Origin of the sequence: uncultured Paracoccus sp. (assembly GCF_945915435.1) — a bacterium.
Taxonomy (GTDB): Bacteria; Pseudomonadota; Alphaproteobacteria; order Rhodobacterales; family Rhodobacteraceae; genus Paracoccus.
The window spans coordinates 22,389-42,700 of sequence record NZ_CAMEFG010000032.1; the positions used below are offsets into that span (position 1 = coordinate 22,389).

Sequence of the window (20,312 nt, forward strand, 5' to 3'; positions counted from 1 at the left end):
CTGACAGGAAAATACCCTTTTCTTGCCTTTGGTTCCCCAAATTTGTCGTGACGGGGGCGTGAGCCGCCCGCGGATCAGGTCAGCGCCAGCATTCCGCCCGGCATGCGCTGGACGCGCCCGGACAGCTCAAGCTCCAATATGACCGGGGCCAGGGTGGCGGGGGACAGGCCAAGATCGCGGATCAGCAGGTTCTCGTCGGTGGGGCTGGGACCAAGCCGCCCGACGACCCGCGTCAGCAGATCGCCGCCGATCCCGGCCGGGGGCCGTGGGGGCGGCGCGGGTTCGGGCGCCGGTTCCGCCTGCGCCATGCCTTCCGGCAGTTCCAGCGCGCGCAGGACGTCGCCCGAATCGCGCACCAGTACCGCGCCGTCACGGATCAGGGCATTGCAGCCGCCCGCGCGGGCATCCAGCGGATGGCCGGGCACGGCCATTACCTCGCGCCCCTGGTCCAGCGCGTTGCGGGCCGTGATCAGGCTGCCCGAGCGGTTTGCCGCTTCGATCACCACGACCGCGCGGGACAGGCCCGAGATGATGCGGTTGCGCGCGGGGAAATGCCGGGCGGTGGGGGCGGTGCCGGGCGGCTGTTCGCTGACCAGCAGCCCGGTTTCGCAGATCGAGGCCGCCAGCGCCGTGTTTTCCTGCGGATAGACGACGTCGATGCCGCCCGCCATCACGGCGATGGTGCCGGTTTTCAGCGTCGCTTCATGTGCCACGGTGTCGATGCCGCGCGCCAGCCCCGCCACCACCGCGACGCCCGCCCGCGCCAGCCCGCCCGCCATGCTGCGGGCCATGCGCAACCCCAGGGACGAGGCGTTCCGCGCGCCCACCACCGCGATGGCCTGCCGTTCCAGCACCGCGCTATTGCCGCGCAGCCACAGCGCGGGCGGGGCGTCGGCCATGTCGTGCAGCGCGGCGGGGTAGCCGGGCGCGCCCCATGTGACCAGCCGCGCGCCCGCACGCCGCCCGGCGGCCAGTTCGGCCTTGACGACGCCGGGCGGGCAGGGGGCGTAATCCGTCATGCCCGCCGCCCTTGCGACAGAGGGCAGTTCCGTCAGCGCGGCCATTGCCGTGCCATGTTCGGCGATCAGCCTGTGAAACGTCGCCGGACCCACCCGGCGCGAGCGGATGAGCCGCAGGATATCGAACGGATCGCCCGCGCCGTTCATGGGAATTTTCAAAACACGGTCCCCCGATTCTGCCTTTCGGCAAGCCTTGCACATCGGGGGTTAATTTTGAGTTAGCGGAATCGTAGTTCAGGCTGCCGCGCCGCCGACCGTCAGCCCGCCGATCAGCAGCGTCGGCATACCGACGCCCACCGGTACCCATTGGCCTTGCTTGCCGCAGTTGCCCATGCCGGGATCCAGCGCCATGTCATTGCCGATGGCGCGGATCCTTTGCAGCGCGGTCGCGCCGTCGCCGATCAGGGTCGCGCCGCGAATCGGATCGCCGACGGTGCCGTTTTTGACCCGGTAGGCCTCGGTGCAACTGAACACGAACTTGCCGTTGGTGATGTCCACCTGCCCGCCGCCGAAGCCTACCGCATAGATCCCGTCCTTCAGATCGGCCAGGATTGCGCCGGGTTCGGCATCGCCTGCCAGCATGAAGGTATTGGTCATGCGCGGCATTGGCGCATGGGCATAGCTTTGCCTGCGGCCGTTGCCGGTGGCCGCCACCCCCATCAGCCGGGCGTTCTGGCGGTCCTGCATGTAGCCGGTCAGGATCCCGTCCTCGATCAACACGTTGCGGGCGGGGGGCGTGCCCTCGTCGTCCACGGTGATGCTGCCGCGCCGGTCGGGGATGGTGCCGTCATCGACGACGGTGACGCCGGGTGCGGCGATGCGGCTGCCCATCAACCCGGCGAAGGCGGAATGTCCCTTGCGGTTGAAATCGCCCTCCAGCCCGTGGCCCACGGCTTCGTGCAGCAGGATGCCAGGCCAGCCGGGGCCAAGCACCACGTCCATCACGCCCGCGGGCGCGGGGACCGAGCGCAGGTTGACCAGCGCGATCCGCAGCGCCTCGCGCACCAGTGGCTGCCAATGATCGGGCGAGACCAGCCCGTCCAGCGCGATCCGCCCGCCGCCGCCCGCATTGCCGGATTCGCGCCGCGCGTTCGATTCGACCGTGACCGAGACATTGACCTGCGCCATCGGGCGGATGTCCGTGGCCAGCCCGCCCTCGGGGCGCAGAATCGCCACCTCCTGCACCGAGGACCCGATCGAGGCGCCGACCTGCACCACGCGCGGGTCCAGCCCGCGGGCATAGGCGTCGATCTCGCGCAGGACCTCGACCCGCTGGCCGAAGGGCACCGTGGCCGCCGGGTCGATGGGTGCGTAAAGCGGGGGCGTCGCGCCGGTCGGGGCGGGGGCCATCGCGCCGCCGCCGCCGCCCACGGCCAGCCGCACGGTTTGCGCCGCCTCGCGCAGCGCGCGGTCGCTGATGTCGTTGGAATGGGCATAGCCCGTGACCTCGCCCCTGACGGCGCGCAGGCCGAAGCCCTGTTCGGCGCTGTAGCCGGCGTTCTTGAGCCGCCCGTCGTCGAAGACCAGCCTTTCGGCGCGCGAACGCTCGATGAACAGCTCTCCGTCGTCGCCGCCTTGCAGGGCCGAGCGCAGGATCCCAACTGCCCGATCCTGGTCAAGCAACTGATCGAAAGGGTCGAATCGCGTGTCTGTCATGTCATCCTTCCCGCCGGGACACCGCCGCGACTATGAGCTTTTTGGCCCAAAGTCGATAGGTATGGCTTGCTCGTTGCACCAAGATATGGTTGTGAGGGCCAACCGATACCAGTGGACGCAGAGGCGGCGCCCGCTGGACTGACAGTAGGCAACGGGATGGAATGATGGCAATTGCTCTGATGCGCCGCGTGTTCGCGGCAGTAACAGCGACCGGCGTGGCGGCCCTGATGGCGATTCCGGCCAGTGCGCAGGATGCGCTTCGCGATCTGCCGAGGGTCGGGGTGCCGGTCGATGGGGGGATGGGTTTCCATCCCGCAGCGTCTTCGCTGGCGGTCGACCAGCAATGGCTGGACGATTTCGTGCTGGTCATCATCGCCTTCGTGACGGCGGTGGTCTGCCTGCTGCTGCTGTTCTGCATCTTCCGCTTCAACAGCCGCGCCAACCCGGTTCCGGCGCGCTTCACCCACAACACGCCGCTGGAAATCACCTGGACGCTGGTGCCGGTGCTGATCCTGGTGGCCATCGGCGCCTTCTCGCTGCCGATCCTGTTCCGCAGCCAGGAAATGCCCAACGATCCCGACCTGGTCATCAAGGTGACCGGCCACCAGTGGTATTGGTCCTATGAATACCCCGATGACGGGATCGCCTTCGACGCGCTGATGCTGCAACAGGACGAACTGGCCGACGCGGGCTATACCGAGAACGAATATCTGCTGGCCACCGACAATGCCGTCGTGGTGCCGGTGGGGCAGACCGTGCTGATGCAGGTCACCGCCTCGGACGTGATCCACAGCTGGACGATCCCGGCCTTTGCCGTCAAGCAGGACGCCGTTCCGGGCCGTATCGCGCAACTGTGGTTCGCGGCGGATCAGGAAGGCGTCTATTTCGGGCAGTGTTCCGAACTGTGCGGGATCAACCACGCCTATATGCCCATCGTCGTCAAGGTCGTCAGCCAGGAGGTCTATGACGAATGGCTGGCCGGGGCGCAGCAGACCTTTGCGGTCGATGCCGCCGATCATCTTCCCGCGCAGCCCGTCCAGGTTGCGTCGGCACGATAAGGCCCGGATGTGACGGAAGCGAATGCATATGAAGGCCCGGTCGAGGCGCAGTTCGGCGATTACATCGCCCTGCTGAAGCCGCGTGTCATGTCGCTGGTGGTCTTTACCGCCTTCGTCGGGCTGTGGGTCGCGCCGGGCCAGATGGACCCGTTCCTCGCCTTCTGCTCGATCCTGTTCATCGCCATAGGCGGCGGGGCCTCGGGCGCGCTGAACATGTGGTACGATTCGGACATCGACGCCGTGATGCGCCGCACGCAGGACCGGCCCGTTCCCGCCGGCCTGATCGGACGGGAGGAGGCGCTGGCCCTTGGCATCGGCCTGTCGATCCTGTCGGTGATGATGCTTGGGCTGGCCGCGAACTGGTTTGCCGCCGGGTTCCTGGCCTTCACGATCTTCTTCTATGCGGTGGTCTATACCATCTGGCTGAAGCGTTCGACGCCGCAGAACATCGTGATCGGCGGCGCCGCGGGGGCCTTCCCGCCGATGATCGGCTGGGCCTGCGTGACCGGCGGCATCGGCATCGAATCGCTGCTGATGTTCGCGCTGGTCTTTTTCTGGACGCCGCCCCATTTCTGGGCGCTGGCACTGTTCATGCGCGACGACTATTCCAAGGCCGGGGTGCCGATGCTGACGGTGACGAACGGTCGCCGCTCGACCCGGCGCCATATCTTCGCCTATACGCTGGTGCTGGCGCCCTTCGCGATCTGGCTGGGGCTGACCTCGGTCGGCGGGCCGCTGTATCTGGCGGTCTCGGCGGTGCTGAACGCGCTGTTCATCCTGGGCGGCTGGCGTATCCTGCGCCGGGACGAGGTTGCGGCAGAGGCCGACGGCTACACGGTCGAGAAGCGCTATTTCCGCTTTTCACTCTACTACACCTTCCTGCATTTCCTGGCGCTGCTGGCGCAGGGCTGGGTCGGGGGATGGTGATGGCGCTGCGTCCCGAACATGAGCTGCATGGCCGCCGCCGCGGCCGGAACACCGGGCTGCTGGTGGTCCTTGCGCTGTTTGTCGCGTTGATCTTTGGGATGACGGTCGTCAAGATCAGCAACGGGCACATGATGGAGGGATTCGACCATCAGCCGCGAACCTCGCTGATCCCGGCCGAAGGGGACGGCGACGCACCGGCAGGCGATATCCCTGCCGCCGAGGATGAGGAGGAGGGGCAATGAACCGCAACAATCGCACCGTGCTGCAACTCGTCGGCATCGTTCTGGTCATGGGCGCGCTGTCTTGGGCCGCCGTTCCGTTCTATTCCTGGTTCTGCCGCGTCACCGGCTTCGGCGGAACGACGATGGTTGCCGAGGCCGCTTCGGATGTCGTGCTGGACGAAACCATCCGCGTGCGCTTCGACGCGAATGTCGACCGCAACATGGGTTGGTCCTTCCGCCCCCTTCAGCGCGAGATCGAACTGAAGATCGGCGAGAACGGCCTTGCCTTCTACGAGGCGATCAATACCAGCGACGTGCCCATTACCGGCACTGCCAGCTATAACGTCGCCCCCGAGGTCGCCGGTTACTACTTCGCCAAGATCGAATGCTTCTGCTTCACCGAGCAGACCCTGCAACCGGGTGAACGGATCGAGATGCCGGTCAGCTTCTTCGTCGACCCCGAACTGGTCAACGACCGCGATGCGGGCCGTGTCCGCAACATCACCCTTTCCTATACGTTCCACCGCACCGACAAGACCGCCGACGCGCGTTCCGCCACGGCTGGCGGGACGACCCTCGACTGAGCCAAATCAAGACGAACCAACAGCCAGGATCTGACAATGGCGCACGCTAAGAACCACGATTATCACATTCTGCCACCGTCCATCTGGCCGCTGCTTGGGGCCGTCTCGACCTTCTTCATGCTGTTCGGGGGCGTGGCCTGGATGCGGCCCATGTCCATGACCGAGAATTTCTCGATCGAAGGGCCGTGGCTGTTCCTGATGGGGCTGGCCGGGGTGCTGTTCGTGATGTTCAGTTGGTGGTCCGACGTCGTCCGCGAGGGCGAGACCGGCGATCACACCCCCGTCGTGCGGATCGGCCTGCAATACGGCTATATCCTGTTCATCATTTCCGAGGTGATGTTCTTCGTCGCCTGGTTCTGGGCCTTTTTCAAGCATGCCCTTTACCCGATGGGACCCGAAAGCCCGCTGCGCGACGGCGTCTGGCCGCCCGAGGGGATCGTGCCTTTCGACCCGTGGCACCTGCCCTTCATCAACACGCTGATCCTGCTTCTGTCGGGCGTTGCCGTGACCTGGGCGCACCATGCCTTCCTGCATGAAAACGACCGCAAGACCGCGATCAACGGGCTGGCCGTCGCGGTGTTCCTGGGCGTCGCCTTCAGCTTCCTGCAAGCCTACGAATACAGCCACGCGGCATTCGGCCTTGCCGATACGGCCTATGGCGGCGTGTTCTACATGGCGACCGGCTTTCACGGTTTCCACGTCATCATCGGCACGATCTTCCTGTTCGTCTGCCTCATCCGCATGATCCGCGGCCAGATGACGCAAGAGGCCCATGTCGGATTCGAGGCCGCCGCCTGGTATTGGCACTTCGTGGACGTGGTCTGGCTGTTCCTTTTCGCCTCGATCTACGTCTGGGGGCGCTAAGGGGCCGCCTTGGTTCAGGGGGCGCGCGGGGCATGGGTTCCGCGCGCCCTTCGCCATTTCGGGACCGGGGCGCGCTTGCCCCTTGACGATCCCGCCCGGATGCCCGACGCCTTGCGTCCAACCGTCCCAACCGCGTGATCCCGAGACCGCCATGCGCCGCTACCTGTTTCCCGTCATCTCTGGCGTCCTCGGCGTCGCGATCCTGCTGAGCCTGGGCTTCTGGCAGGTCCAGCGCCTCGGCTGGAAAGAGGGCATGCTGGACGAGATCGAGGCCCGCATTACCGCCACACCCGTTCCCATCCCCGATGCCTACCGCCCCGAGATGAAATATCAGCCCGTCGCGGTCGCCGGCCGCACCACGGGCGAGGAAATCCTGGTCATGTCGGGGATGCGCGATTACGGGGGCGGCTATCAGGTGATCTCGGCCTTCCAGACCGAGGACGGGCGGCGCATCCTGGTGGATCGCGGCTTCATCACGCAGGACGAACGCCGCCAGCCACGCCCGCCGGTCGATCTGCGCATCACCGGCAACCTGCACTGGCCCGAGGAGAGGAACTCCTCCACCCCCGAGCCGAACCTTGACGAAGCCATCTGGTTCGCGCGCGAGGTGCCGCGCATGGCGCAGCATATGGATACCGAGCCGCTGCTGGTCATCGCCGCGCAGGTTCAGGGTGACGCGCAGGACATCCTGCCCGTGCCGATCAGCATTCAGGGCATTCCCAACAACCACCTGCAATATGCCGCGACATGGTTCATGATCGCTGCGGTATGGGCGGGGATGACAGTCGCGCTGATCTGGCGTATCAGGCAACGGAAATTCTAGGATAGATCATGCAATATGTCTCTACCCGCGGTCAGGCGGACGCGCTGACCTTCGACCAGGCGCTGATGACCGGGCTGGCCCGCGACGGCGGCCTTTACGTTCCCGCCGAGGTGCCCGCCATCGGCAGGGACGAGATCGCCGCGCTGGAAAGCCTGCCCTATGAAGAGGTGGCCTTCCGCATCGTCTCGCGCTTTACCGGCGACAGCTTTTCGCCCGATGAATTGCGCGGGGCCATCGACCGCGCCTATCGCGGGTTTCGCCATGTTGCCCGTGCGCCGCTGACCCAGCTTGCGCCCGGTCATCACCTGCTGGAACTGTTCCACGGCCCGACGCTGGCCTTCAAGGACTTTGCGATGCAGTTGATCGGCCAGTTGTTCCAGATCGCGCTGGAACGGACGGGGCAACGCATCACGATTGTCGGGGCGACCTCGGGCGATACCGGCTCGGCCGCGATCGAGGCGTTCCGGGGCCTGCCGAATGTCGATGTCTTTATCCTTTACCCGCACGGGCGCGTCAGCGATGTCCAGCGCCGCCAGATGACCACGCCCACCGAGGCCAATGTCCACGCGCTGGCGCTGGACGGGCATTTCGACGATTGCCAGGCGCGGCTCAAAGACCTGTTCAACGACCACGCATTCCGCGACCGCGTGGGGCTGGCCGGGGTCAATTCCATCAACTGGGGGCGGGTGCTGGCGCAGGTCGTCTATTACTTCAGCGCCGCCGTCAGCCTTGGCGCGCCGCATCGGCAGGTCGATTTTACGGTGCCTACCGGCAACTTCGGCGATATCTTTGCCGGGTCTGTCGCGCGGGCGATGGGTCTGCCGGTGGGCCAGCTTGTCGTCGCGACCAACCAGAACGACATCCTGCACCGCGCGCTGACCACGGGCGAATACCGGGTGGGCGAGGTCGCGCCCTCGATCAGCCCCTCGATGGACATCCAGGTCAGTTCCAACTTCGAGCGCGCGCTGTGGCTGGCCTATGGCAAGGATGCGGGCGCCATCCGGCAGTTGATGGACGAGTTGAAAGGCGGCGGCTTCACCATCAGCCAGGGCGCCTTGCAGCAGTTGCGCGAGATCTACGGTTCGGGCCGCGCGTCCGAGGCCGAGACGAACGAGATGATCGCGCAGGTCCACCGCGAAACCGGGCAGGTGATCTGCCCCCACACCGCCGTCGCGATCAAGGTCGCCCGCGAACACCGGCGCGACGGCGTGCCGATGGTGTCGCTGTCCACCGCCCATCCCGCGAAATTCCCCGATGCGGTCGAATCCGCGCTTGGCATCCGTCCCGCCCTGCCGCCCCATATGGCCGACCTCCTCAATCGGGCCGAGCGTGTGACCCAGGTTGAAAACGACGTCGAAACGCTTAAATCGCTGGTCCTTGAACGGAGGACGGCTTGAACGATATCAGGATCACGACGCTGCCGAACGGGCTTCGCGTCGTCTCGAAACCGATGGGCGGGCTGCATTCCGCGACCGTCGGCATCTGGGTGAACGCCGGTGGCCGGGATGAGCGGGCCGAGCAGAACGGCATCGCGCATTTTCTGGAACATATGGCCTTCAAGGGCACCGCGCGGCGCAGCGCCCTGCAAATCGCCGAGGCGATCGAGGATGTGGGCGGCTATATCAACGCCTATACCTCGCGCGATGTGACGGCCTATTACGCGCGCGTGCTATCGGGCGACGTGGCGCTGGCGCTGGACGTGATCGGGGACATCGTGCTGAACCCGGTCTTCGACGCGCGCGAGATCGAGGTCGAGCGCGGCGTCATCTTGCAGGAAATCGGCCAGTCGCTGGACACGCCCGACGACGTGATTTTCGACTGGTTGCAGGAATCGGCCTATCCCGACCAGCCGATGGGCCGCACGATCCTGGGCCCGGCCGAGCGTGTGAACAGCTTCGACCGCGACGCGCTGGCCGGTTTCGTGCAGGAACATTACAGCCCCGGCCACATGATCGTCGCCGCCGCCGGTGCGGTCGATCACGACCTGCTGGTCGCGCAGGCGGGCGAGATCTTCGGCGACCGCCAGCCCCGCGCCCTTGCCCGGCGCGAACCCGCCCGCTGGCAGGGTGCCGAAACCCGCCGCGTCAAGGACCTGGAACAGGCCCATTTCGCGCTGGCGCTGGAAGGGCCGGGTTACCGCGACGCGGATTATTTCGCGACCCAGATCTGGTCCTCGGCGCTTGGGGGCGGGATGTCCTCGCGGCTGTTCCAGAAGGTGCGCGAGGAACGCGGGCTGTGCTACACGATCTTTGCCCAATCGGGGTTTCATGACGACACCGGGATGGTGACGGTCTATGCGGGCACCTCGGGCGACAAGGTGGGCGATCTGGCGACCATCACCATCGACGAAATCCGCCGCAGCGCCGAGGACATGACCGAGGCCGAGGTCGCCCGCGCCAAGGCCCAGTTGAAGGCCGGGATGCTGATGGGGCTGGAAAGCCCTTCGGGTCAGGCCGAGCGGATGGCCCGGTCGCTGACCATCTGGGACCGCATCCCCCCGGCCGAGGAACTGGCGCAGCGGCTGGATGCCGTCACCCTGGCCGATGTGCGCGAACATGCCGTCCGCCTGATCGAAACCGCCCGCCCGGCGCTGGCGCTTTACGGTCCCGTCTCGCTTGCGCCCGACCGCGAGGAACTGGGCCGCAGGCTGGCCGCGTAAGATGTTCTCGCGTCGTCGCCCGCTGCGCCTTGAGACCGAAAGGCTGGTGCTGCGGCTGCCGATGCACAGCGATTGCAACGCCTGGGTGACGCTGCGCGACGAAAGCCGCGATTTCCTGATCCCGTGGGAACCGACATGGGCGCCCGACCACCTGACGCGCAAAAGCTTTACCAATCGCGTCTATTGGGCGCAGCGCGCCAGCCGGGGCGGGACGGCGCTGCCCCTGTTCATGGTGCGCCGCGACGGCGTTCTGGTGGGCGCGATCACGCTGGACAACATCCGCCACGGTCCCGCGCAGACCGGCACGCTTGGCTATTGGATCGGCCAGCCCTTCGCCCGCAACGGCTATATGCACGAGGCGATCGGGGCGCTGGTGCATTACGCCTTCACGACGCTGGATCTCAGCCGGATCGAGGCGGCTTGCCTGCCCGAGAATACGCCCTCGCGCGGGGTGCTGGAAAAGACGGGGTTCAAATATGAAGGCGTGGCGCAAAGCTATTTGCAGATCAACGGGCGCTGGCGCAACCATGTGCTTTACGCCAACCTGCGCCACGACCGGCGGGGGCGGACTTGGGCGGGATAGGGCAGATGCTGAACCCAGCCGATGATGATCTGGCCCGCGCGCTGCCGCCGGGCACCCTGCGCCCGCCTGCCCCCGCCTATTTCGAGGAACCGCGCGGCAGGCTGCGCGGCGTCGCGGGCATCGTCGCCGCCCCCCGCACCGTCGAAGAGGTGGCGCGGATCGTGCGCCTTTGCGCCGCGCGCCGCGTGGGGATCGTGCCGCGCGGGGGCGGAACGGGGCTGGTTCTGGGGCAGGTCCTGCCCGAAGGTCCCGCGCCGCTGATCCTGTCGCTGGAACGCATGACCGCCCTTCGTGCCATCTGGCCGCAGGAAAACGTCGCCGTGGCCGAGGCCGGGATGACCCTGCAATCCATGCGCGACGCGGCGGCGGGGCAGGGGCGGTTGTTTCCGTTGTCGCTGGCCTCGCAGGGGACGGCGACCATCGGGGGCTGTCTTTCGACCAATGCGGGCGGGGTCAGCGCATTGCGACACGGCACCGCGCGGGCGCTGTGCCTGGGGATCGAGGCGGTTCTGCCCGACGGGCAAATCCTGCGCGATCTCAAGCGCCTGCGCAAGGACAACACCGGCTATGACCTGCGCGACCTGCTGATCGGGGCCGAAGGCTCGCTGGGGATCGTGACCGCGGCCAGCCTACGGATGGTGGTGCCGCCCGCCTCGCAGGGGGTGGCGATGCTGGTCGTGCCCGATCCCGCCGCCGCGCTGGAACTGCTGGCGCTGGCCGAGGGGCATCTGGCGGGCGGCGTCACCGCCTTCGAGCTGATCGCCGGGCAGGGGCTGCGCTTTCTGGCCGAGACCATGCCCGAGATCCGCCTGCCCTTCCCCGCCGCGGATTGGAGCGTGCTGCTGGAGGTCGGCCTGCCCGCCGGTCTTGGCGCCGATCCCGCGCTGGAAGGGCTGCTGGCCGAGGCGTTCGAGCGTGGCCTGATCCAGGACGCCGTCATCGCGCAATCGGGCGCACAGGCCGAAGCCTTCTGGACCCTGCGCGAAAGCCTGCCCGAGGCGAACCGCCGCATCGGCACCATCGCCAGCCACGACATCAGCCTGCCGCTGACGCAGATCGCGGGCTTCATCGGGCAGGCGCGGGCGCTGGTGGCGGGGATCGGGCCGTTTCGGATCAACTGCTTCGGCCATCTTGGCGACGGCAACCTGCATTTCAACGTCTTTCCCCCGCCGGGCCACGACCGCGCCGAATATCGCGCCATCGCCGCCGACCTCTCGCGCCGTATCCATGCGCTGGTGATGGAGCGCGAGGGTTCCTTTTCCGCCGAACACGGCATCGGCAGGCTGAAGGTCGATGACCTGCGCCATTGGGCCGATCCCGTGCGGCTTGGGGTCATGGGCCGGATCAAGGCCGCGCTGGACCCGCAAGGCATCATGAACCCCGGCGCCGTCCTGTCCTGAACCCTTTTGCCAGCCTATTGCCCGGCGCTGGATGTTCTTGTAAAGTTCTTACGGTGAACGCAGAAGGATGGCGGAATGCCCCCGACCGGATCGCAGGGCCGACATGACAACATCCCCCTTGCGGTCGGCGTCATCATCCTGACCGTGCTGGCGCTGTCACTGGGCGACGCATTGATCAAACTGACCAGCGGCAGCTTCGTCATCTGGCAGATCTTCGTGATCCGCTCGCTGATCGTCATCCCGGTCCTGCTGGTGGTTCTGGCGTCGAAAGCACGGCTGCGGCTGCCGGATGCGATCCGGTGGGTCGCCCTGCGCAGCCTGATGCTGGTCGGCATGTGGGTCTGCTACTATCTTTCGCTGCCGGAACTGACGCTCTCGGCGGCGGCAGCAGCCTATTACACGCTGCCGATCTTCATCACCCTGTTCTCCGCCCTGTTCATCGGAGACCGCATTTCGCGCACCGGCTGGGCAGCCGTATTCACCGGCTTTCTGGGCGTCCTGCTGATCCTGCGTCCCAAGGCAGGCGATTTCAACGCCTATGCGATCCTGCCCCTGGTCTCGGCCATGCTTTATGCCGGGGCGATGATCCTGACCCGCACCAGATGCCGCCAGCAGGATCCGATCATGCTTTCGCTTGCGCTGAACCTGGCCTTCGTCATGGCGGGGGTGCTGGCCGCCGCGCTTGCCGCCCTACTGCCCGAGTCGGCAAGGCAGGGGTTTTTGCTGGCCCGCTGGACCGGCATGGGACCGGCGGAATGGCTGTCCATGACCCTGCTGGCCGCCGCGATCCTGATCGGCAGCATCGGCGCGGCCTTCGCCTATCAAAACGGGCCGCCTGCGATGATCGGGGCGTTCGACTTCGCCTATGTCGGGTTTGCGGTCATCTGGGGGCTGGTGTTCTTTGCCGAGGTGCCGGACGCGATTTCGACCCTTGGCATGGCGCTGATCGTCGGCGCCGGAATCCTGTCCTTGCGGCAATGAGCGGGGCCTGCGGCGGGACGGAAAAGGCGCCCCGCGGGGCGCCTGTCCATGTCACACGGAATAATACAGCGCGTATTCGACCGGGTGGGGGGTATGCTCATAGGCATAGACCTCTTCCCATTTCAGCTTGATATAGCCTTCAAGCTGGTCGCGGGTGAAGACGTCGCCGGCCAGCAGGAAGTCCATGTCCTTCTCCAGTTCCTCCAGCGCCTCGCGCAGGGAGCCGCAGACGGTCGGGATCTCGGCCAGTTCCTCGGGCGGCAGGTCGTAGAGGTCCTTGTCCGAGGCGGGGCCGGGGTCGATCTTGTGCTTGATCCCGTCCAGACCCGCCATCAGCAGCGCGGCAAAGCACAGGTAGGGGTTGGCGGCGGGATCGGGGAAGCGGGCCTCGACGCGCTTGGCCTTGGGCGATTCGGTCCACGGAATGCGCACGCAGCCCGAGCGGTTGCGTGCGGAATAGGCGCGCAGCACCGGGGCCTCGAAACCGGGGATCAGCCGCTTGTAGCTGTTGGTCGAGGGGTTGGTCAGCGCGTTCAGCGCCTTGGCGTGTTTCAGGATGCCGCCGATGAACCACAGGGCTTCCTGCGACAGATCGGCATATTTGTCGCCCGCGAACAGCGGCTTGCCGTCCTTCCAGATCGACATGTTGACGTGCATCCCCGAGCCGTTGTCGCCCTTCATCGGCTTGGGCATGAAGGTCGCGGACTTGCCATAGGCATGGGCGACGTTGTGGATGACGTATTTGTATTTCTGGATATTGTCGGCCTGTTCGGTCAACTGGCCGAAGATCAGCCCCAATTCGTGCTGGGCGCTGGCGACCTCGTGGTGGTGCTTGTCGATCTTCATGCCCATGCGCTTCATGGTGGTCAGCATCTCGCCGCGGATATCCTGCGCCGCGTCGATGGGGTTGACCGGGAAATAGCCGCCCTTGTGGGCCGCGCGGTGGCCCTGGTTGCCCATTTCATAGATGGTGTCGGTGTTCCAGGCGGCGTCCACGCTGTCGATCTCGAAGGCGACCTTTTGCGGCGTCACGGCATAGCGCACGTCGTCGAACAGGAAGAATTCGGCCTCGGGACCGAAATAGGCCACGTCGCCGATGCCGCTGGCTTTCAGATAGGCCTCGGCCTTGCGGGCGGTGCCGCGCGGGTCGCGGGCGTAACGCTCGCCCGTGTCCGGTTCGGCCACGTCGCAATGAAGGCACAGCGTCTTTTCGGCATAGAACGGATCGACATAGGCCGAGGCGGGGTCTGCCATCAGCTTCATGTCGGACTGGTCGATGGATTTCCAGCCCGCGATGGAAGAGCCGTCGAACATGAAGCCTTCCTCGAAGAAGTCCTCGTCCACCAGCTCGGCCGCCAGCGTCACATGCTGCAACTTGCCCTTGGGATCGGTGAAACGGACATCGACATAGGCGATGTCTTCCTCGCGGATCAGGTTCAGAACGTCGTTGATTGTCATTGGTATTCCCTTGGTAAAGCTATGCGCGTGGGCGGATCAGAGCGCGTCGTCGCCGGTTTCGCCGGTGCGGATGCGGATGGCCTGTTCGACGGGCGAGACGAAGATCTTGCCATCCCCGATCTTGTCGGTGCGCGCGGCGTTGACGATCGCCTCGACGGCGGCATCGACCATGTCGTCGGGCAGGACCGCCTCGATCTTGACCTTGGGCAGGAAGTCCACGACATATTCCGCGCCGCGATACAGTTCGGTATGGCCCTTCTGGCGGCCAAAACCCTTGATTTCGGTGACCGACAGACCCTGGACGCCGACCTCTTGCAGGGCCTCCTTCACGTCGTCCAGCTTGAACGGCTTGATGATCGCCTCGACTTTCTTCATCGCCTGATCCTTCCTCGCGGCTTGTCTGTCACCTGATTGGCCGCTTTGATGCGTGGCGTAAATCATGGGCCGGATCAAAGGGGGCAAAGGCGTGGCATATCCCGGTATTATGCACAAATATTGTGCATGTCGCCCTTATTATAGGCAAGAATTATGTTAGGCGGCAGCGAAATCCTGACTACCTCGCAGATGCGGGGGATCGAATCTGCCGCCATGGCCAGCGGTTGGGTCAGCGGGCTGACCTTGATCCGGCGGGCCGGGCAGGCGGTGGCGGGCCATATCCGCCTGCGCTGGCCGGTGCCGGGGCGGGCGGTGGTACTGTGCGGGCCGGGCAACAACGGCGGCGACGGCTATGTCATCGCGCGCGAACTGGCCCTGGCCGGGTGGCGGGTGCGGGTCCTGGGCGCCGAGGGCCGCGCCGGGCCGGATGCGCAGGCCGTCCGCGCGGAATGGGCGGCGATGGGGCCGGTCGCGCCGCTGACGGTCCAGGGCTTGCACGAGGGGCCGGATAGCCAGGTCTACGTCGATGCGATCTTCGGCACCGGCCTGACCCGCCCGCCCGAGGGCGAGATCGCCGGACTGCTGGCCCATATCGGCGGCTCGGGCGGTGATCGGGCGTTCTTTCGCGAAAGGCTGGTGGCGGTGGATTGCCCCAGCGGGCTGTGCATGGACAGCGGGATCATGCTGGGCAGCCCGCGCGAGGGTGGCGCCTTCGATTCCCATGCCCGGCTGACCGTGGCCTTCGACAGCCCCAAACCGGGCCATCTGCTGGAACGCGGGCCGATCCTGTGCGGCGAACTGGTGATTGCCGATATCGGCCTGGCCCCCTGGCGGGTCTGCAATCCGAACAGGGACGGAACGCCCGCGGACAGCATCCGCCGCCCCGCCGTCCAGGCCATATGGCCCGAGTTCCCTATCCCCGATTCCCGCCGCGATCCGGTCATGGACGGCAAGCGGGCGCCTTGGCTGCGCAAGCAGCAGGCCGGCGGCGGCCACAAGTTCAGCCACGGCCATGCGCTGGTCCTTGCCGGCGGTGTGGCTCGTGGCGGGGCTGCGCGGCTGTCCGCGCGGGCGGCGCTGCGGATCGGGGCGGGGCTGGTGACGCTTGGTCCGCCCACCGGCGCGCTGGCCGAACATGCCGGGCCGCCGGATGCGCTGATGCGGCGGGGGATCGACGATCCGGCCAGCCTGCGCGAGATGCTTGAGGACCATCGGATCAACGCGCTTTGCATCGGCCCCGGCTGCGGGATCGAGCGGGCGGCCGCGCTGTTGCCCGCGATCCTTGCGACACGGCGCGGGGTGGTGCTGGACGCCGATGCCCTGACCGCCCTGTCCCGCGATCCCGGCCTGATCGCGCTGCTGCACGAGGATTGCGTGCTGACCCCGCATGGTGGCGAATTCGCGCGCCTCTTTCCCGACCTTGCGGCCCGGCTGCGCGCGCCCCAAGCCCCGGCGCCGGTCAGCCGTGACGATTTGTCCGATCCGCAGCAGCCGCAGGCGCGCCATGCGCAATCGCAGGGATACCGCAACGCGCTTGCCGGGATGCGCGGCCCCGCCTTTTCGCGCCTGGATGCGACCCGCGAGGCGGCGGGGGGCTGCGGTGCCGTGGTCGTGCTGAAAGGTCCCGATACCGTGATCGCGGCGCCCGATGGGCGCGCCTTCATCCATTCCGCATTCGACGTGCCCTGGCTGGCCACTGCGGGCGCGGGCGATGTGCTGGCCGGGATCATTGCCGGCCTTCTGGCGCGCGGCCTGCCGGCGCCGGAAGCGGCGGCAACGGGCGTCCGGCTTCATGCGCAGGCGGCGCGGCTGCACGGGCCGGGACTGATCGCGGACGACCTGCCCGACCTGCTGGTCAAGGTCCTAGACGCCTAGCGCGCTGCGGCCCCGCGCCACCAGCCCTTGCAGGTCGTCAAGGCTCTGATGTCCGAAAAGGGCCTCGTCTCCGGCGATGAAGGTGGGGGTGCCCAACAGGCCCATGTGATCGGCCAGCGCCTGCGAGGTCTCGATATGCTCGGCCACGCTGGCCGCCTCCATGTCGCGGCGAAGCTGCGCCTCGTCCAGCCCGACCTGGCGGGCGATGCGCATGACCGAAGGTTCCTCGGCCCGGCCCCGCATCCCCATCAGCGCGGCGTGGAACTGCCAGTATCTGCCCTGCTTCAGCGACGCGAGCGAGGCGCGGGCGGCGAACCATGATCCTTCGCCGAAGACCGGGATCTCGCGATAGACGACGCGCAACTGCGGATCGGCCGAGATCAGGCGCTGGATCACCGGCACCACCTTGCGGCAATAGGGGCAGTTGTAATCGAAGAACTCGGTCAGGGTGATGTTGCCCTGGGCATTGGCAAGGACCGGCGCGGTCGGGTCGCGTTCCAGCGACTGGCGCAATTCCTCGGGCATGGGATTGGGCCGGTCGGGCTGCTGCGCGTGTGCTGCGGCAAGGGTCAGGCCGGTTGCCGTGGCGCTGGCAAGGAAGGTTCGGCGTTTCAGCATTTCGGCCTCCGGCAGGAAATTTTCCGCATTATCGCGAAAATCCGGGGAAACTGAACCGCGCAACCGGGGCAGGCGCGTCACATTGCTGTCAGCGGGTTACTGCCGGTAAACCTCGATCCGGGGCAGGTCGGTCAGGCTGACCCCGATCAGTTGCAGCGCGGGCAGCGAGACCTGGCTGCCCCCCGAGGCCGGACCGGGCAGGGGCAGCATTTCGACATTGGCGGATTTGCCGTTCGCCGGGTTCACGATCCGGCCCTTGCCCGCGGCGCTGACCAGCGGCGTCTTGATCCAGAAACCCGGCTGTGTCGGATCGCCAAGCGAGGCGACGGTGGTGCCCAGCCTTTCCTGCCGGCCCGCAGGCGCGGCGGCGGCCTCGGCCCGCTGCTGGGGCGATGTCGTGTTCAGTTCGTCCGCCGTGCGCGCCGTGGGGCGCGGAACCGGCGCGGTCAGCGTTGGCGCGACCGATGTCGCCGCCGCAACCGCTGCCTGCCCGGCCTGCGCATCCGCCGGGCGCGAGGGCAGCAATGCGGAATCGCCGCCGCAAGCCGCCAGCGCCAGCAGGGCCGCGAGTGGTGCAAGGTGGTGGATGCGGGATGCCATGCAAGCCTCGTTTTCGGTGATTTCGGGCAAGGCTAGCGGCGCCGCGCCGCGCTGTCCAGAATACCGCGAAAATGCAAGCGATAATGGGCCGACTTGTGCCCGGCCCGGCCCGGCCCTATGTTTCGCTGATGAAGATCGCGCCGCTCATCGACCCTTTCGCCAGACCGATCACCTATCTGCGGGTGTCGGTCACCGACCGCTGCGATTTTCGCTGCACCTATTGCATGGCCGAACACATGCAGTTCCTGCCCAAGGCCGAACTTCTGACGCTCGAAGAACTGGACCGGCTGTGTTCGGCCTTCGTCGGCCTTGGCGTGCGCAAGCTGCGCATCACCGGGGGCGAGCCCTTGGTGCGGCGCGGCATCATGGGATTCTTCCGTGCCATGTCGCGGCATCTGGACCAAGGCCCTGAGATGGGGCTGGACGAACTGACCCTGACCACCAACGGCAGCCAGCTTGCCCGATTCGCGCATGAGCTGGCCGATTGCGGGGTGCGGCGGATCAACGTCTCGCTGGACACGCTGGATGCCGACAAATTCGCGGCGATCACGCGATGGGGCCGCCTGCCGCAGGTGCTGGACGGGCTGCGTGCGGCAAAGGATGCCGGGCTGCGCGTCAAGATCAATACCGTCGCGCTCAAGGGCTTCAACGAGGATGAGCTGTTCACCCTTGTCGATTGGTGCGCCGATCAGGGCCACGACCTGACCTTCATCGAGGTCATGCCGATGGGCGACATCGGCGGCGAGGATCGGCTGGACCAATACTGGCCGCTGTCCGACCTGCGCGCCCGGCTGGAAAGCCGCCAGACCCTGACGCCCTTGCCCGAGCGCAGCGGCGGCCCCGCCCGCTATGCGCGGATCGAGGAAACCGGCCAGAAGATCGGCTTCATCACCCCGCTGACGCATAATTTCTGCGAAAGCTGCAACCGCGTCCGCCTGACCTGCACGGGCGAATTGTTCATGTGCCTGGGACAAGAGGACCGCGCCGATCTGCGCGCGCCCCTGCGCGCATCGGGCGATGCCGATCTGGCCGCCGCCATCCGCGAGGCGATCACGCGCAAGCCCAAGGGGCACGACTTCGACTATTCGCGCGGCATCGGCGGGCAGGTGACCCGCCACATGAGCCATACCGGCGGCTGAATCCGCAAAAGGGCGCCTGTTCCCGATGCGTTCTTATTTTTTGGTTGTGTTTTCGCAATTGCTGCCTATCTGATGCGCTTGGCGGAACTGGAAGGCGGCGATGGAACAGAAGTTCATCGAGGTGCGCGGCGCGCGCGAGCATAATCTGAAAAACGTGGATATGGACATTCCGCGCGACAAGCTGGTGGTGATTACCGGCCTGTCGGGGTCGGGCAAGTCCAGCCTTGCTTTTGACACGATCTATGCCGAAGGGCAGCGCCGCTATGTCGAAAGCCTGTCCGCCTATGCGCGGCAATTCCTGGACATGGCGGGCAAGCCGGACGTGGACCGGATCAGCGGGTTGTCCCCGGCGATTTCCATCGAGCAGAAGACGACCAGCAAGAACCCCCGCTCGACCGTCGGCACGGTGACGGAAATCTACGACTACCTGCGCTTGCTCTTCGCCCGCGCGGGCACGCCCTACAGTCCCGCGACCGGCCTGCCGATCGAGGCGCAGCAGGTCCAGGACATGGTGGACCGCGTGATGGAGATGCCCGAGGGCACCCGCGCCTATCTGCTGGCCCCCATCGTGCGCGACCGCAAGGGCGAATACCGCAAGGAATTTCTGGAACTGCGCAAGCAGGGTTTCCAGCGCGTCAAGGTTAACGGCCAGTTCCACGAGTTGGACGAGCCGCCCGTGCTGGACAAGAAATTCCGCCATGACATCGACGTGGTGGTGGACCGCATCGTCGTGCGCGAGGGCATGCAGACGCGGCTGGCCGACAGTTTCCGCACCGCGCTGGATCTGGCCGACGGCATCGCCGTGCTGGAAACCGCCAGCGATGAGCCCGAGCGCATCACCTTTTCCGAGAATTTCGCCTGTCCCGTCAGCGGCTTCACCATCCCCGAGATCGAGCCGCGCCTGTTTTCCTTCAACGCACCCTTTGGCGCCTGCCCGGTCTGCGACGGGCTTGGGGTGGAACTGTTCTTCGACGACCGGCTGGTGGTGCCGGATCAAAGCCTTTCGGTGGCGCAGGGGGCCATCGCGCCCTGGGCCAAGTCGAAATCCGCTTATCTGACCCAGACCGTCAACGCGCTGGCGAAGCATTACGGTTTCGACAAGAAGACTCCGTGGAAGAACCTGCCCGAAGCGGTGCAGGAACTGTTCCTGCGCGGCTCGGGCAGTGACGAGATCAAGTTCCGCTTCGACGATGCCGGCCGCATCTATGAGATCAGCCGCACCTTCGAGGGCGTCATCCCCAACATGGAACGGCGCCTGCGCGAAAGCGATTCGCAATGGGTCCGCGAGGAGTTCGAGCGTTACCAGAACAACCGCCCCTGTGGTGCCTGCCACGGCTATCGCCTGAAACCCGAGGCGCTGGCGGTGAAAATCTCGGGCAACCATGTCGGCGAGGTGGTCGAGCGTTCCATCCGCGAGGCGCTAGACTGGATCGAGGCCGTGCCCGCCAACCTCTCGAAACAAAAGGCCGAGA

Annotated in this window: 19 protein-coding genes and 1 pseudogene; 14 read left to right on the forward strand and 6 right to left on the reverse strand. The window is 66.5% G+C overall.

All coding sequences use genetic code 11. From position 1 onward, the window contains the following. Positions 1 to 74: 74 nt before the first annotated feature. Both dprA and tldD read right to left on the reverse strand, forming a co-directional pair. The gene (dprA, locus tag Q0O97_RS11555; RefSeq protein ID WP_294929198.1) at positions 75 to 1,166 is read right to left on the reverse strand and encodes a DNA-processing protein DprA; all 1,092 of its coding nucleotides are present in this window, start codon (positions 1,164 to 1,166) and stop codon (positions 75 to 77) included. Between the two features lie 87 nt (positions 1,167 to 1,253). Continuing rightward, positions 1,254 to 2,675 (reverse strand): metalloprotease TldD, encoded by a 1,422-nt coding sequence (gene tldD / locus Q0O97_RS11560; protein WP_294929153.1) that lies wholly within the window; start codon positions 2,673 to 2,675, stop codon positions 1,254 to 1,256. A gap of 161 nt (positions 2,676 to 2,836) precedes the next feature. Between tldD and coxB the strand changes: the two genes are divergently transcribed. From coxB to Q0O97_RS11615, 11 genes are all read left to right on the forward strand, one after another. Then, positions 2,837 to 3,733, forward strand: coding sequence for a cytochrome c oxidase subunit II (coxB, locus tag Q0O97_RS11565; RefSeq protein ID WP_294929156.1), 897 nt, complete (start codon positions 2,837 to 2,839; stop codon positions 3,731 to 3,733). Between the two features lie 9 nt (positions 3,734 to 3,742). Beyond that, on the forward strand, positions 3,743 to 4,660 hold the full coding sequence (gene cyoE, locus Q0O97_RS11570) for a heme o synthase (RefSeq protein ID WP_294929159.1): 918 nt from the start codon (positions 3,743 to 3,745) through the stop codon (positions 4,658 to 4,660). Further along, a complete protein-coding gene (locus tag Q0O97_RS11575) occupies positions 4,660 to 4,902 on the forward strand; it encodes a hypothetical protein (protein ID WP_294929162.1) in 243 nt (80 codons plus the stop codon). Before cyoE ends, Q0O97_RS11575 begins: the two co-directional genes overlap by 1 nt. Then, complete coding sequence (locus Q0O97_RS11580; protein ID WP_294929165.1) at positions 4,899 to 5,465, forward strand: cytochrome c oxidase assembly protein; 567 nt, start codon at positions 4,899 to 4,901, stop codon at positions 5,463 to 5,465. The genes Q0O97_RS11575 and Q0O97_RS11580 overlap by 4 nt, the downstream gene beginning before the upstream one ends. A gap of 36 nt (positions 5,466 to 5,501) precedes the next feature. After that, the gene (locus Q0O97_RS11585; RefSeq protein ID WP_294929168.1) at positions 5,502 to 6,329 is read left to right on the forward strand and encodes a cytochrome c oxidase subunit 3; all 828 of its coding nucleotides are present in this window, start codon (positions 5,502 to 5,504) and stop codon (positions 6,327 to 6,329) included. A gap of 151 nt (positions 6,330 to 6,480) precedes the next feature. Continuing rightward, positions 6,481 to 7,152, forward strand: coding sequence for an SURF1 family protein (locus Q0O97_RS11590; RefSeq protein ID WP_294929171.1), 672 nt, complete (start codon positions 6,481 to 6,483; stop codon positions 7,150 to 7,152). A gap of 8 nt (positions 7,153 to 7,160) precedes the next feature. Continuing rightward, entirely contained in the window at positions 7,161 to 8,549 is a 1,389-nt protein-coding gene (thrC, locus tag Q0O97_RS11595) for a threonine synthase (RefSeq protein WP_294929173.1), read from the forward strand. Positions 8,550 to 8,602: 53 nt separating this feature from the next. After that, positions 8,603 to 9,811 carry a pitrilysin family protein gene (locus Q0O97_RS11600; protein WP_294929201.1) on the forward strand — a complete coding sequence of 403 codons (1,209 nt, stop codon included), beginning with the start codon at positions 8,603 to 8,605 and terminating at the stop codon, positions 9,809 to 9,811. A gap of 1 nt (position 9,812) precedes the next feature. Next, entirely contained in the window at positions 9,813 to 10,394 is a 582-nt protein-coding gene (locus tag Q0O97_RS11605; protein ID WP_294929175.1) for a GNAT family protein, read from the forward strand. 5 nt (positions 10,395 to 10,399) lie between these two features. Next, positions 10,400 to 11,794 (forward strand): FAD-binding oxidoreductase, encoded by a 1,395-nt coding sequence (locus tag Q0O97_RS11610; protein WP_294929178.1) that lies wholly within the window; start codon positions 10,400 to 10,402, stop codon positions 11,792 to 11,794. 75 nt (positions 11,795 to 11,869) lie between these two features. Beyond that, positions 11,870 to 12,775: a DMT family transporter gene (locus Q0O97_RS11615; RefSeq protein WP_294929181.1), complete on the forward strand. Its 906-nt coding sequence runs from the start codon at positions 11,870 to 11,872 to the stop codon at positions 12,773 to 12,775. A 51-nt stretch (positions 12,776 to 12,826) separates the two neighbouring features. On the opposite strand, the gene glnA is transcribed toward Q0O97_RS11615, so the two are convergent. Both glnA and Q0O97_RS11625 read right to left on the reverse strand, forming a co-directional pair. Next, on the reverse strand, positions 12,827 to 14,233 hold the full coding sequence (glnA, locus tag Q0O97_RS11620; protein ID WP_294929184.1) for a type I glutamate--ammonia ligase: 1,407 nt from the start codon (positions 14,231 to 14,233) through the stop codon (positions 12,827 to 12,829). A gap of 36 nt (positions 14,234 to 14,269) precedes the next feature. Further along, positions 14,270 to 14,608: a P-II family nitrogen regulator gene (locus tag Q0O97_RS11625; RefSeq protein ID WP_294929187.1), complete on the reverse strand. Its 339-nt coding sequence runs from the start codon at positions 14,606 to 14,608 to the stop codon at positions 14,270 to 14,272. 153 nt (positions 14,609 to 14,761) lie between these two features. Between Q0O97_RS11625 and Q0O97_RS11630 the strand changes: the two genes are divergently transcribed. Further along, on the forward strand, positions 14,762 to 16,483 hold the full coding sequence (locus Q0O97_RS11630) for an NAD(P)H-hydrate epimerase (protein WP_294929189.1): 1,722 nt from the start codon (positions 14,762 to 14,764) through the stop codon (positions 16,481 to 16,483). Here Q0O97_RS11630 and Q0O97_RS11635 read toward each other — a convergent pair. Together Q0O97_RS11635 and Q0O97_RS11640 are read right to left on the reverse strand one after the other, a co-directional pair. Further along, on the reverse strand, positions 16,472 to 17,101 hold the full coding sequence (locus Q0O97_RS11635; protein WP_294929192.1) for a DsbA family protein: 630 nt from the start codon (positions 17,099 to 17,101) through the stop codon (positions 16,472 to 16,474). The two genes, Q0O97_RS11630 and Q0O97_RS11635, sit on opposite strands and share 12 nt — an antisense overlap. Positions 17,102 to 17,197: 96 nt before the next feature. After that, positions 17,198 to 17,701 carry a hypothetical protein gene (locus Q0O97_RS11640; RefSeq protein ID WP_294929195.1) on the reverse strand — a complete coding sequence of 168 codons (504 nt, stop codon included), beginning with the start codon at positions 17,699 to 17,701 and terminating at the stop codon, positions 17,198 to 17,200. Positions 17,702 to 17,829: 128 nt separating this feature from the next. Here Q0O97_RS11640 and moaA point away from each other — a divergent pair, with 128 nt between their 5' ends. Next, a complete protein-coding gene (moaA, locus tag Q0O97_RS11645; RefSeq protein WP_294929204.1) occupies positions 17,830 to 18,840 on the forward strand; it encodes a GTP 3',8-cyclase MoaA in 1,011 nt (336 codons plus the stop codon). A gap of 100 nt (positions 18,841 to 18,940) precedes the next feature. Next, a pseudogene (locus Q0O97_RS11650) lies at positions 18,941 to 20,312 on the forward strand (excinuclease ABC subunit A); the annotation flags it as partial.

What these genes read in the sequence shown, in the direction of transcription:
- Q0O97_RS11605 (WP_294929175.1), top strand. Translation starts at nt 9,813, where the DNA reads ATGTTCTCGCGTCGTCGCCCGCTGCGCCTTGAGACCGAAAGGCTGGTG.
- coxB (WP_294929156.1), top strand. Translation starts at nt 2,837, where the DNA reads ATGATGGCAATTGCTCTGATGCGCCGCGTGTTCGCGGCAGTAACAGCG.
- glnA (WP_294929184.1), bottom strand. Translation starts at nt 14,233, where the DNA reads ATGACAATCAACGACGTTCTGAACCTGATCCGCGAGGAAGACATCGCC.
- Q0O97_RS11575 (WP_294929162.1), top strand. Translation starts at nt 4,660, where the DNA reads ATGGCGCTGCGTCCCGAACATGAGCTGCATGGCCGCCGCCGCGGCCGG.
- Q0O97_RS11585 (WP_294929168.1), top strand. Translation starts at nt 5,502, where the DNA reads ATGGCGCACGCTAAGAACCACGATTATCACATTCTGCCACCGTCCATC.
- Q0O97_RS11590 (WP_294929171.1), top strand. Translation starts at nt 6,481, where the DNA reads ATGCGCCGCTACCTGTTTCCCGTCATCTCTGGCGTCCTCGGCGTCGCG.
- Q0O97_RS11615 (WP_294929181.1), top strand. Translation starts at nt 11,870, where the DNA reads ATGCCCCCGACCGGATCGCAGGGCCGACATGACAACATCCCCCTTGCG.
- Q0O97_RS11630 (WP_294929189.1), top strand. Translation starts at nt 14,762, where the DNA reads ATGTTAGGCGGCAGCGAAATCCTGACTACCTCGCAGATGCGGGGGATC.
- Q0O97_RS11610 (WP_294929178.1), top strand. Translation starts at nt 10,400, where the DNA reads ATGCTGAACCCAGCCGATGATGATCTGGCCCGCGCGCTGCCGCCGGGC.
- Q0O97_RS11580 (WP_294929165.1), top strand. Translation starts at nt 4,899, where the DNA reads ATGAACCGCAACAATCGCACCGTGCTGCAACTCGTCGGCATCGTTCTG.
- Q0O97_RS11640 (WP_294929195.1), bottom strand. Translation starts at nt 17,701, where the DNA reads ATGGCATCCCGCATCCACCACCTTGCACCACTCGCGGCCCTGCTGGCG.
- tldD (WP_294929153.1), bottom strand. Translation starts at nt 2,675, where the DNA reads ATGACAGACACGCGATTCGACCCTTTCGATCAGTTGCTTGACCAGGAT.
- dprA (WP_294929198.1), bottom strand. Translation starts at nt 1,166, where the DNA reads ATGAACGGCGCGGGCGATCCGTTCGATATCCTGCGGCTCATCCGCTCG.
- thrC (WP_294929173.1), top strand. Translation starts at nt 7,161, where the DNA reads ATGCAATATGTCTCTACCCGCGGTCAGGCGGACGCGCTGACCTTCGAC.
- Q0O97_RS11635 (WP_294929192.1), bottom strand. Translation starts at nt 17,101, where the DNA reads ATGCTGAAACGCCGAACCTTCCTTGCCAGCGCCACGGCAACCGGCCTG.
- Q0O97_RS11600 (WP_294929201.1), top strand. Translation starts at nt 8,603, where the DNA reads ATGGGCGGGCTGCATTCCGCGACCGTCGGCATCTGGGTGAACGCCGGT.
- moaA (WP_294929204.1), top strand. Translation starts at nt 17,830, where the DNA reads ATGAAGATCGCGCCGCTCATCGACCCTTTCGCCAGACCGATCACCTAT.
- Q0O97_RS11625 (WP_294929187.1), bottom strand. Translation starts at nt 14,608, where the DNA reads ATGAAGAAAGTCGAGGCGATCATCAAGCCGTTCAAGCTGGACGACGTG.